Raw genomic sequence first — 12640 nt, 5'->3', positions numbered from 1 at the left:
TGAATTGCGTGGGTTGCCTGGTTGTTGTTACAGTAGCGGGGCGTGCCGGGGGTCCGGTGCGCCCCGTTTTTATTTGACCATGAGGCGGCACGCAACCATACGCGTGCGGACACCACGCCCAGATTGAGTGCGAGGATGTTCCATGGCCCAATACGCTGCCAACGAAATCGAAAACTTGCCCGATAGCCCAGTAGCCCGTGAGGATTTGGGCGCGGGCGGTATTCCCCGGGGCGCCGGCGCTCGCTCGCCGCTGTTCTGGAAGGTTCTGCTCCTTTCGGTGGCGGTCATCTGGGGCTACTCCTTTACCACTATGAAGGACGCACTCGGCACCATTCCGGTGTTCGCGCTGCTCTATGTACGCTTTCTGCCCGCAGCGTTGGTCATGTTTGCCGTCTTCCACAAACGCATCATTGCACATTTCAATGCCCGCAACCTGATCGTTGGCCTGAGTATGGGCGTGCTCATGTGGGCGGCCTATGCGTTGCAGACGGTCGGTCTGGCACATACTACGGCGGGCAAGAATGCTTTTTTGACGGGCACGTATTGCATCCTTGTGCCGTTCGCGAGCTATTTTCTGAGCGGCGAAAAACTCACCCGCTATAACCTGGGCGCGGCGCTGCTGTGCTTGGCGGGCATTGGTTTGGTGGCGCTCGATAGCGTTGAATTCAACATCGGTGACGTCATTACGCTGGCGGGTGCGGCCTTTTTCGCCATCCAGATGGCGGTGACTGCCAAGTACGGTCGCAAAATGGACATCAACGTCATCACGTTTTGGATGTTTGTGGGCAACGGCGTGCTGAGCCTGGCAACGTCGCTGCTATTCGAGACCCAAGCGCCTCTGTCCGTGTGGACGCCGAGCTTTATCGCTGCGATGGCGTTTCTCTCGGTGGGCTGCACATGCGTGGCTCTGCTCATCCAAAACGTCGGCCTGGCGCATGTCCCGGCTTCGACGGGCTCGCTGCTCCTTTCGATGGAGTCCCCTTCGGGGGTGTTGTTTTCGGTGCTGCTGATGGGGGAGGCGCTCACCTCGCGTCTGCTCGCCGGCTTCGTGCTTATCTTCCTGTCGATTATCTTGAGCGAGACTCACTTCGATTTTTTGCGCAAAAAGCCGCGCCCGCAATTGTAAACAACTTGTTGCGCCGCCCTCCCGGGGCGGCATTTTTTATGCGTCACCCTTAAAGTAATACCTTGTACTTTACGCTGTCAAAGTGCTTGCTGCAAAAACGTTACTGGAGGGCATCTATGGCACCAGCACTGTCCGATCTTCAACCGCAATCAGCGCCCAAGGCCACCGCAGCGGCGCAGGCCGCTATCGGTGACGGTCTTGTTGCAGAAGCTCAGGCTTTTGCAGACGAGCTCGCTGCGTGGCGACACGATTTACACCAGATGCCCGAGCTGGGCAATAGCCTCCCGCAGACCTCTGCGTATATTCAAGCGCGCCTGACCGAGATGGACATCCCATTTGCCACGCTCGTCGATGGTTCCTGTGTTGTGGGCCTTGTCGGCGCCGGTGCCGCTGCGGCCCAGGGCAATGGCGTCTGCACGGACGAACAGGCCGGTACGGTCGTTATGCTGCGTGGCGACATGGATGCCCTGCCCGTTGCCGAAGAGTCAGGCGAGCCTTTCGCCTCTACGAACGGCTGCATGCACGCATGCGGACACGATATGCACGCGACGGCGCTGCTTGGTGCAGCCCGTATGCTCAAGGCGCGCGAGGCAGAGCTTGTCGACGCCAATGCCACGGTTAAGTTGCTGTTCCAGCCGGGCGAGGAAACCTTTGAGGGTGCCCGCGCCGCCATCGCCGATGGTCTGCTGCAGAACCCGCGTCCCCAGGCCGCCTTTGCCATGCATGTCAATAGCCAGTCGCCGCTTGGCCTGGTGCTCTACGGCAGCCCGGCGCTCTCGGGCGTGTACGGTTTTCGCATCACGCTCCAGGGCAAGGGCGGCCACGGTTCCAGCCCCGAGATCTGCATCGACCCCATCACGGCCGGCGTCCATGTGCATCTGGCGCTTCAGGAGCTCATCTCCCGCGAGGTGCCGGCGGTCAAGGAGGTCGCACTGACTGTCGGTAAGTTCGCCGGCGGTCAGGCCGCAAATGTCATCCCCGACACTTGTGTGCTCGAGGGAACGCTGCGCGGCTTCGATGTTGAGCTCATGGAGCACCTCAAGACCCGCATCGCGGAGGTCGTTAACGGCGTTGCCACAACATATCGTACGCCGGCGACTATCGAGACGCTCTCGGATGTTCCCCCGCTCGTACTCGATGACGATATGACGCAGGCGTCGCTTGGCTACGTGGGCGCGGTGCTGCCCAAGGCCGCCTTCCTGCCGCTGTTCCACGCCATGGCGAGCGAGGACTTCGCGCTGATCTCGAGCGAGATTCCGAGTGCGTACTTTACCGTGGGCGCTGCCGTGACTGATACGGACGAGCATTTTGCTCAGCATCATCCCAAGGCACGTTTTAGCGATGCCGAGCTTCCCCTTGGCGCCGCGGCTTATGCCGCCGTCGCTTTGGGCTACATCGCCGACCACCGGTAGTACCCAACCTTGCCTTTCAAGCCTGCGGGCATGGCCATAAGGCCTATGCCCTTGTCTTTCAAGGCAATCTTGGGCACTACCGGCGCCCGGCGCAGGCTATTCGTTTTTTAAAAGGAGCGGTATGTCCCAGCAACGCAAATTCTTCCCCGGCTGGCTCGTGGTGGCCTCCGGCTTCGTGATCATGGCCACGTGCTACACGATTTTCGTCAACTGCATGAGCATGTTCCAGCTGCTGATCGTCAGCAACCTCGGGATTACGCTTGCCCAGTACAACGTCTCCAATGCGATCTCTACCGTGGTGAGCGTTATCGGATCGCTTGTCATTGGCCATGTTGCCGATAAAGTAAGCGGTCGCGTTTTGGGCTCCCTAACCGTTATCGCCACCTCGGCGGTGCTCGCGGGCATGAGCTTTGTGGGTGAGCTTTGGCAGGTCTATGTGCTCTTTGCCGTCTCGGGCTCCTTTGCGAGCGCCTGGATCGTGTGCCTGGTGTGTTCTGTTGTCATGCTCGTATTCCTGCTGGCCTCGGAGCCCATCGCCGCCAAGCTGCGCGCAAGCGTGGCGGGGGAGTAGGCGTCCGTCGCTCTTTTCTGTTCGCCCCGTTCTGTCCGTGGCCGCCTTGGAAGCCGAATGGATGCTCGTGCCATCATTCGGTTTCCAAGGCGGCCACGGGCCTACGAAATGATCCGCTTTCCTCCGTCCCCAACAGATCACGTGATCCGAAGGGGACGGAGGAAAGCGGATCGCAAACAGCGGCGGTGCGTCAGGCCGAACGAGTCCCCATACCCTCGTTCGGTCAGACGCGCCGCCGCGGTTTGTGTTTGTGCCGTATAATGACCGTTACCTATGACGCGATACAAAAGAAAGGTGTTTGCCCATGCAGGCACAGAAGGCGGAGGGAACCCGCGACCTTATCGGCGCCGAGATGCGCGCCTGGCAAAAGATGCAGCAGATTGCGGCCGGCGTGTTCGAGCCGTTTGGTTTTAAACCCATCGAGACGCCCGCGATCGAGCAGGTGGACGTGTTTGTCCACGGTATCGGCCAGTCGACCGACGTCGTGCGCAAGGAAATGTTCCGCGTGTTCAGCGGTGCCAACCTGGAGCGCGTCTTTACCGAGGGCACCGACACCAAACTCAAGCCCAAGCAGCGCCTGGCGCTTCGCCCCGAGGGCACGGCCGGCGTGGTGCGCGCTGTCGTCGAGAACAATCTGGTGCCCCAGGGCTCCACGCCGTTTAAGGCGTACTACGCCGAGGCCATGTTCCGCGGCGAGCGTCCCCAGAAGGGCCGCCTGCGCCAGTTCCACCAGGTGGGCATCGAGTGGCTCGGCGCTCCCGATCCGGCGGCAGACGCCGAGTGCATCATCATGCTCATGGAGTTTTACAAGCGCCTGGGCTTCGATCTTTCCAAGCTTCGTCTGCTCATTAACTCGATGGGCGACGCTCAGTGCCGTCCGGCTTACCGCGAGCAAGTCAAGCAGTTTATCCTCGATCACGCAGACGAGATGTGCGATGAGTGCCGCGAGCGCGCCGAGCTCAACCCGCTGCGTGCCTTTGACTGCAAGAACGACCACTGCCGCGAGATCATGGCCAACGCTCCGCTGATGGGTGACAACCTGTGCGATGAGTGCCGCGAGCACTACGAGCAAGTCAAGCGCTATCTGGACGCCGCCGGTATCGAGTATGTCGAGGATCCCACCTTGGTGCGCGGCCTGGACTACTACACCCGTACTGTCTTTGAGGTCGAGGCCCCTGGCGCCGGCGTCGGCTCCATCGGCGGCGGCGGCCGCTACGATGGCCTCGTCGAGCTCGAGGGCGGCAAGCCCACGGCAGGCGTCGGCTTCGCCGTCGGTTTTGAGCGCGCCCTGCTGGCCCTGCAGGCCTTTGGCAGCGACCTGGGTGCCGAGGAGGTCCCGTGCGTCTACGTCGCCAATGCCGGCAAGGAGCTGCGTCAGAACGTCTTTACCATTACGCAGCAGCTTCGCGCCGCAGGGATTGTGACCGAGGCCGACTATCAGGGCCGTTCGCTCAAGGCCCAGTTTAAGCAGGCCGATAAGGTAGGCGCCAAGCTCATCCTGGTCCTGGGCGGCGACGAGCTTGCCGCCGGCAAGGTCAAGGTGCGCGACATGCAGAGCCATGACGAGGTTCTCGTCGATCTGGCCAACGTCGTCGAGGCGGTTCGCGAGCGTCTGTAGCGCATGATTTTTGAGCTGCGGACCCGCTAACATGTCCCGCTCGCGACGAGCTATTGTTACGGGGGTGTTTCGCATTTATGCGGAATGCCCTCGCTTGCATATGCTGCCCACCGAGAAATACGACCATTTGGGGCAAAAACCCTTGCAATGCAGAAAATACTTTTGTGTGGTAAAGCGCAATCAGTGTCGAAAGTATTTCTCAAGCGCCTATAATGAATACCGCATGTTACGTGCATAGAAGGAGGAATGGGAGGAAACGTGGCTGAGAACCTAAGCAACCAGTCTGTACCCGAAGCCGCGGCGCGCGTCGCTGCCGTGGTCAACCGCCTCGTTAACCGAATCGGCTCGAATGCCGAGTCCAGGGAGCGTCTCGCCGAGATCGAGATCCCCGAGGAGCTGCGCGATAATCTGGCGCTGTTCCTGCGCCTGGAACGTCGTGTGCTTAGCGAGTATGATCCCGAGATCGCGGACCTGTTCGACAAGATTTTGACAGCCGAGATTGTGGCCAATGCTGGCAACCCCGGTAGCCGCGCTGCCGACGAGTCCGTTGACGAACAGGGCGTGCCCACTGCCGACGAGCCCACCGCCGTGGCGTTTCGCGAAGTCGTCGATCTGATTGACAGCCTGCCGCTTGATAAGCAGCAGGTCATCGTTCGCGCCTTTACGAGCTTCTTCCACTTGGCAAACCTGTCGGAGGAGAACTACCGTGTGGCGCAGCTGCGCGAGCTCGAGGCCGGCGCATCGACCGATACCGAGGTCGATCCCGCCAACGAACTCACCGTCGCCTATCACCAGTTGGTAAACGAGATGGGCGTCGAGGGTGCCAATGAGCTGCTCGGCAAGCTCGAGTTCCACCCTGTCTTTACCGCACATCCCACCGAGGCCCGTCGTAAGGCCGTCGAGGGCAAGATTCGCCGTATCTCCAACCTGCTGGAGGAGCGTCCGCGTTTGGGCGGCTCCGACCTGGTGGAGAACGAGCGCCATATGCTGCAGGAGATCGACGCCCTGGTGCGTACGAGCCCCATCGCGCTCAAGAAGCCCACGCCGGTCGAGGAAGCCGATACCATCATCGACATCTTTGATAACACGCTGTTCGACGTTATCCCCGTCATTTATCGTCGCTTTGACGACTGGGTGCTGGGCGACAAGGCCGGTACCGTGCCGCCGCTGTGCCCGGCGTTCTTCCATCCCGGCAGCTGGATCGGTTCCGACCGCGACGGTAACCCCAACGTCACCGCCAAGGTGAGCCGTGAGGTCGCCGCCAAGTACTTCACCCACATGGTGCTCAAGCTCGAGGATAAGTGCCGCCGCATCGGCCGCAACCTCACGCTCGAGGCCACCTACAGCAAGCCGTCTGCCGAGCTCATCAACCTGTGGAACCATCAGGTCGAGATGAGTACCCAGTACACGGCCCGCGCCGAGCTGATTTCCGAGCACGAGCCGCATCGCGCCGTCATGCTCGTCATGGCCGACCGTCTGAACGCCACCGTCCGTCGCATCACCGACACCATGTACCACAGCGCCGACGAGTTCCTGGATGACCTGCGCGTCGTCCAGCGTTCGCTTGCTGCCTGCGGTGCCGTCCGTGCCGCCTACGGCCCGGTCCAGACCATTATCTGGCAGGTCGAGTCCTTCGGCTTCCATATGGTCGAGATGGAGTTCCGTCAGCATTCCGTGGTGCACGCCCGCGCCCTCAAGGATATCCACGAGAACGGTATCCATGGCGACCTGCAGCCCATGACGCGCGAGGTCATCGATACCTTCCGCGCTATCGGCTCCATCCAAAAGCGCTACGGCAAGAAGATGGCGCACCGCTACATCATCTCGTTTACCAAGAGCGCCCAGCATGTGGCCGACGTCTTTGAGCTGGCCCACCTGTCCTTCGCACACGAGGAGGACGTTCCCGAGCTCGACGTGATCCCGCTGTTCGAGCAGCTCGAGGACCTCGAGGGCTGTGTCGACGTGCTCGACCAGATGCTTACGCTGCCCGTGGTGCAGAAGCGCCTTGCCCAGACCAACCGCCGCATGGAGGTCATGCTGGGCTATTCCGACTCCTCCAAGGATGCCGGTCCTACTACGGCTATGCTCGCGCTGCACTCCGCGCAGGAGCGCATTGCCAAGTGGGCCGAGAAGAACGATATCGACCTGGTGCTCATGCACGGTCGCGGCGGTGCCGTGGGCCGTGGCGGCGGCCCGGCCAACAAGGCCGTGCTGGCGCAGCCCAAGGGTTCGGTCAACTGCTTCTTTAAGCTCACCGAGCAGGGCGAGGTCATCTTTGCCCGTTACGGTAACCGCACGCTGGCTCAGCGCCATGTTGAGTCCGTTGCCGCCGCAACGCTTTTGCAGTCGGCCCCGAGTGTCGAGAAGACCAACACCGAGACCACGCAGAAGTTCTGGGATATGGCAGAGAAGCTCAACGCAGTAAGCCACGAGCGCTATCTGGACCTGCTGAACACCGAGGACTTTACACCGTGGTTCTCGACCGTGACGCCGCTGACCGAAGTCGGTCTGCTGCCGATCGGCTCGCGTCCCGCCAAGCGCGGCCTGGGCGCCAAGTCGCTCGACGACCTGCGTACCATTCCGTGGATCTTCAGCTGGAGCCAGGCGCGCATTAACCTGGCCGCTTGGTACGGCCTGGGCACCGCCTGCGAGCAGCTGGGCGATCTTGACCAGCTCAAGGCTGCCTACCAGGAGTGGCCGTTCTTCCGCACGTTCATCGACAACATCGAGATGTCGATCGCTAAGACCGACCAGCGCATCGCTAAGATGTATCTGCACCTGGGCGATCGCCAGGATCTGTCCGAGAAGGTCTTCACCGAGATGCAGCTCACCCGTAAGTGGGTCCTTGCTATCGTCGGTGATGAGTGGCCGCTGCAGCGCCGTCGCGTGCTCGGCTGCGCCGTTCGCGTGCGCAACCCCTATGTCGACGCCCTGTCCATCGCCCAGGTCCGCGCCCTTCGCGAGGTGCGTATGAACCAGGACGAGATGGCCGAGGAGAAGAAGGCCGAGTACATGAGCCTGATTCTTTCGACTGTGACCGGCGTCTCGGCAGGTTTGCAGAACACGGGGTAATCGATAGCCCTGTAGTCGTTGTCCGGGGCCGCCGTTTGTTTTCTTTCCGGCGCGTCCTCGGACACGCAAGAAGCCCTCGCTGCGCACTTCGTGCGGTGAGGGCTTCTTGCGTCCTGCGGAATGCGCCGGAAAGAAAACAAACGGCGGCCCCTACGATGTCCGGTCTTCGGTGGATTACTTGCTGGGGAAATAAAGGCGCGCTTCGCGCGTTTGGAAAGGGCTTCGTGCTGCGGAATGCATTCAGAGGGAAACCCATCGGGTCCCTTCGTCCTCGGTCTTCAGGGATTAAAGCTGATGAAAATAAAGTGCGCTTCGCGCCTAATGTGGAGTGCGGAGAGGGCTTCTTGCGTCCTGCGGAGTGTGCCTAAAAGTAAACCTATGGCGGGCCCTGCGATGTCCGGTCTTCGGTGGATCAGCCGCTGGGTGAGGGTGGTGCTTGGGGCGACGTGCAAAAAACGGAGTTTTCAGCAGCCAAAGATTGATGTATAAGGGCGATAGCCGATTTTCGCTGCCTTTGTTGATGCCTCTGCGCGCCAATTGGAGGCTAACGATGTTTAAATTTGGCGGGCTTATCGCAGTGCGTCGTCCTGACGGGATGAGTCGTGAGGGATTTCGGCCTTTTAAGAGACTCTTGACTCCATAATCTGATTACGTGATGCAGAATACTCGCAAAAATGCACGCTCCGGAGGGTACTACCCTGTTACGGCTAGAAAACCTTGCGCCATTTTATGCAATTAATTGACGTATTTATGCAAGATGGCTTACGTACGCATGCCGTCGGGGTGGACGTTCGCCTCGGCATTGCGTAGGCTATCCTGCCCATGGTGTATTTGGCGGACGGCCGCGGTCCCGTTTGGGATCGCGGCCGTTTTTTTGTGAGTCAAATATGAACGTTGTGTTAACGACTCGGTGGACGGTGGCGTTTTTCGGTGAGCGGCGTATCCTTCCAACGGTTTATCTAGTGTGTCAGTTGAAAGGAAGAGGGCGCTCGTCATTGTTTGAATGTGAACTGCCGTTTGACCACAAGACGTTGCATCTGGAGCTCGAGGATAAGAACTTTGCAGGTGTGATGGAAGGTCATCAAAACGAGTTTAAGACCACGAAATCGCAGGAAGAGCTGGTGGAGGAGTCACTTGCCAACCCTTACGGCTCGCCTTCGCTCGAGGAGCTCTGTGCTGGCAAGAAGGATATCGTCATCATTAGCTCCGACCATACGCGTCCCGTTCCTTCGCGTGTGACGATGCCTATTCTGCTGCATCACATCCATTCTGCTGCGCCTGAAGCGCGCGTTCGCATTCTGGTTGCTACGGGTATGCATCGTCCGTCGACGCACGAGGAGCTCGTCAACAAGTACGGCGAGGAGATCGTTGCCAACGAGGAAATCGTTATGCACGTCGCGACTGACGACAGCATGATGAAAAAGATCGGCACCCTGCCTTCTGGTGGCGAGTGCATCATCAATAAGATTGCCGTCGATTGCGATCTGCTGCTTGCCGAGGGCTTTATTGAGCCGCACTTCTTTGCTGGTTTCTCCGGCAGCCGCAAGTCCGTCCTGCCTGGCATCGCCAGCTACAAGACCATCATGTACAACCACAACGGCCAGTTTGTGAACGATTCCCATTCGCGTGCCGGCAACCTGTGCCATAACCACGTGAGCGAGGACATGTTTGCCGCTGCCGAGATGGCTCACCTTGCCTTTGTGCTGAACGTGGTGCTCAACGGCAAGCACGAGGTCATTGGCTCCTTCGCCGGCGACATCCACAAGGCACACGAGGCTGGCTGCGAGTTCGTAAAGAGCCTTGCCGGCGTTGAGCCCGTCGAGTGCGAGATTGCCATCACCACCAACGGCGGCTACCCGCTCGACCAGAACATCTACCAGGCCGTGAAGGGCATGTGCTCTGCCGAGGCCACGCTTCCCGAGGGCGGTGTGATCATCGACGTCGCCGGTTGTGCCGACGGTCACGGCGGCGAGGGCTTCTATCACAACATCGCCGACAACGATCCGGCAGAGTTTGAGCGCGCCTGCATCGACCGTCCTAAGGACGAGACCCTGCCCGACCAGTGGACGAGCCAGATCTTTGCCCGCATCCTGGCGCATCACCCCGTGATCATGGTCACCGACCTGTGCGATCACCAGATGATTAAGGATATGCACATGACGCCGGTCAACACCCTCGAGGAGGCGCTCAAGCTCGCCTTTGAGATGAAGGGTGCCGATGCCAAGGTGGCCGTCATTCCCGATGGCCTGGGCGTTGTCGTCGCTCAGCACTAGCGCGCGGCCTAAACGAATCGTTTATAACCGACAAGAAAGATAAGGTTTTATGCTTACCAAACTCCTCTGCGAATTCGGCGCAACGGCCCTCATGATCATCTTTGGCGTGGGCGTGCACTGCGATACCGTGCTCAAGGGCACCAAGTATCAGGGCTCCGGCCACATGTTTGCCATCACCACTTGGTCTTTTGGCATCTCGGTCTGCCTGTTTGTCTTTGGCGGCGCCGTGTGCATGAACCCGGCTATGGTGCTTGCCCAGTGCATCGTAGGCCTGGTGCCGTGGAGCAGCTGCATCCCCTTCATGATTGCCGATATGCTCGGCGGCTTTGTGGGCGCCGTAATCGCTTGGCTTATGTATGCCGATGAGTTCAAGGCTTCCGAGGGCGTCGTCGACCCCATTGCCCAGCGCAACATCTTCTCGACCAACCCCACCACCGAGGGTACGAACTATGCCCGTAACTTCTTCTGCGAGGCTATCTGCACCTTTGTGTTCATCAGCGCCATCCTTGCTGCCGCTAGCCGCGCCGGCGAGAACGTTCTGATGCTCGCTATCTGCGTCGGTCTGATCGTTTGGGCTGTTGGCATGGGCATGGGCGGCATCACCGGCTTCGCCATGAACCAGGCTCGTGACCTTGGTCCTCGCATGGCCTATCAGGTGCTGCCGATCAAGAACAAGGCTGACAACAACTGGAAGTACGGCCTGCTTGTTCCTGGCATCGCTCCGTTTATCGGTGCCGCTCTGGCCGCGCTGTTTGTGCACGGTTTCTTGGGCATGTTCTAGTCCAAGACAATTGATATAACGCCCGGGTCCGGCATAGGTTAACTTTTCGCCGCGTCCTCGGACATGCAAGAAGCTCTCGCTGCGCACTTCGTGCGGCGGGAGCTTCTTGCGTCCTGCGGAGTGCGGCGGGAGCTTCTTGCGTCCTGCGGAGTGCGGCGAAAAGTTAACCTATGCCGGACCCTGCGGGAATCCAGTTGTGTTCGAACAAGCAACCAACATATATATCTGAATTTGGATGTGGTGGGCACTTTGTTGTTAGGCGCTTTGAGGTGCGAGTGACACTTTGGGGTGCGTGGCGGCCTGGGTTGGGGCGATGCTTTGGGATGAGCTTCTTACTTAGCTGAAGAGGGGCTTTATGGCCGAGAGGTAGTCTTTGGCTACGTCGGCTTTGTCCGCTTGGAAGTTGTGACAGGCCCACCATTGGACGGTGGCAACGAAGCTTGAGGCTATGTGGTGTAGTAAGAAGCTGCGGTCCATGGTGGCGGCGGGGCCTGTGGGGTCGGCGGGGACGGTTTCGGCTGCTCGTGACATGATGGTCTTGCGTAAGCAGTCGGCGAAGACGCGTGAGCCGGCGCCGGCTACGAGGGCTCGAACGCCCTGGCGGCGCTCCCAGAGGTTGTTGAGGATATGTTCGACCTGCACGAGTGGGTCGTCGAGCGGTGTGCCATCGTCGTCGAGGGCGTGGGTGCAGATGTCGCTTACGAGCTTGGACAGTAGGTCGTCTTTGCTCTTAAAGAGGCCGTAGAACGTGGCCCGACCCACATGGGCGCGCGCGATGATGTCGCCGACGGTGATCTTGCCGTAGTCCTCCTCGCGAAGGAGCTCGGAAAACGCCGTGACAATGGCGGCGCGGCTTTTGGTTTTGCGGGCATCCATGGCTATGCGTCCACGTGAACAAGCAGGCAACGGAGCGTGCCGGAGCAGCCCTCGTAGGGGCGCTTACCGGCGCCGTAGCCGACGGCTTCGATGCGGTGGCGGGCCGGCAGGTGCTCGGACGTGCGCAGTGCGGCGACGATGGCGGCACCCGTGGGCGTCACGAGCTCGCCGGCGACCGGTGCGGGCGTGAGGGCGATATTGCCTGCCTGGCATAGGTTGACGACGGCGGGCACCGGGATGGGCATAAGGCCGTGGGCACAGTGGATGGTGCCGTGACCCTCGGAGAGCGACTCGACGACAATATCCTCGATGCCCAGGTCATCGAGGCAGATGGCGACAGAGCAGATGTCAACGATGGAATCGATGGCGCCTACTTCGTGGAACATGACGGTCTCGGGCGTTTTGCCGTGGGCCTTGGCCTCGGCGGCGGCGAGCGCGGTAAAGATGGCGAGCGCGCGACGCTTGGTGCCATCACTCATCTGCGAGCCATCGATGATGGCGGTGACGTCCGCCAAAGAACGGTGATGGTGGTGGTGGGCGTGATGGTGACCCTCGTGGTCGTGGTCGTGGTCACGCGCGTGCCCATGGCGGTGCTCGTGCTCACCATGGGCATGATGGTGGTGCTCATGCTCGTGCGTGTGCTCGGCAGCTGCTTCGTTGCCGTAGAGCCAGGCCATGTCGTGGTCGTGGTTCTCGAGCTCTTCTGCCAGCTGAACGTCAAAGTCGCAGGCGTCGATGCCATGCTTGTTTACGCGGGTGACGGCAATCTCAAAGCCGCCGACCGGCAGCGTGGCGAGCTGTTCGCGCAGGTGCTCCTCGCTGGCGCCCAGGTCGAGCAGGGCTGCGACGGTCATGTCGCCGCTGATGCCCGAGGTGCCGTCGATGATAAGCGTGTGCTGATGGTTGGACAT

Annotated in this window: 9 protein-coding genes; 7 read left to right on the top strand and 2 right to left on the bottom strand. The window is 60.4% G+C overall.

The window, feature by feature from the left end; translation table 11 throughout:
* Window positions 1–142 precede the first annotated feature (142 nt).
* The 7 genes from KSY82_RS00555 to larD all read left to right on the top strand — a co-directional run bounded on the left by KSY82_RS00555 (window position 143) and on the right by larD (window position 10853).
* Complete coding sequence (locus KSY82_RS00555) at window positions 143–1126, top strand: DMT family transporter (RefSeq protein WP_217749839.1); 984 nt, start codon at window positions 143–145, stop codon at window positions 1124–1126.
* A 116-nt stretch (window positions 1127–1242) separates the two neighbouring features.
* Entirely contained in the window at window positions 1243–2538 is a 1296-nt protein-coding gene (locus KSY82_RS00550) for a M20 family metallopeptidase (protein ID WP_217749838.1), read from the top strand.
* A gap of 121 nt (window positions 2539–2659) precedes the next feature.
* Window positions 2660–3109, top strand: a complete 450-nt coding sequence (locus tag KSY82_RS00545; protein WP_217749837.1) for an MFS transporter — start codon at window positions 2660–2662, stop codon at window positions 3107–3109.
* A gap of 304 nt (window positions 3110–3413) precedes the next feature.
* On the top strand, window positions 3414–4727 hold the full coding sequence (hisS, locus tag KSY82_RS00540; protein ID WP_217749836.1) for a histidine--tRNA ligase: 1314 nt from the start codon (window positions 3414–3416) through the stop codon (window positions 4725–4727).
* Between the two features lie 258 nt (window positions 4728–4985).
* Complete coding sequence (locus tag KSY82_RS00535; protein ID WP_438265350.1) at window positions 4986–7799, top strand: phosphoenolpyruvate carboxylase; 2814 nt, start codon at window positions 4986–4988, stop codon at window positions 7797–7799.
* Between the two features lie 995 nt (window positions 7800–8794).
* Window positions 8795–10072 (top strand): nickel-dependent lactate racemase, encoded by a 1278-nt coding sequence (larA, locus tag KSY82_RS00530; RefSeq protein WP_195234153.1) that lies wholly within the window; start codon window positions 8795–8797, stop codon window positions 10070–10072.
* A gap of 49 nt (window positions 10073–10121) precedes the next feature.
* Window positions 10122–10853, top strand: coding sequence for a D/L-lactic acid transporter LarD (gene larD / locus KSY82_RS00525; protein WP_117640038.1), 732 nt, complete (start codon window positions 10122–10124; stop codon window positions 10851–10853).
* A 336-nt stretch (window positions 10854–11189) separates the two neighbouring features.
* Here the strand turns inward: larD and KSY82_RS00520 are convergent, their stop codons facing one another.
* Window positions 11190–11729, bottom strand: a complete 540-nt coding sequence (locus tag KSY82_RS00520; RefSeq protein WP_217749833.1) for a TetR/AcrR family transcriptional regulator — start codon at window positions 11727–11729, stop codon at window positions 11190–11192.
* Between the two features lie 2 nt (window positions 11730–11731).
* Entirely contained in the window at window positions 11732–12640 is a 909-nt protein-coding gene (gene larC / locus KSY82_RS00515) for a nickel pincer cofactor biosynthesis protein LarC (protein WP_217749832.1), read from the bottom strand.

Origin of the sequence: Collinsella aerofaciens, from assembly GCF_019131995.1 — a bacterium.
GTDB classification, from domain to species: domain Bacteria; phylum Actinomycetota; class Coriobacteriia; order Coriobacteriales; family Coriobacteriaceae; genus Collinsella; species Collinsella aerofaciens_S.
This window is presented reverse-complemented; position numbering and strand designations above follow the sequence as displayed.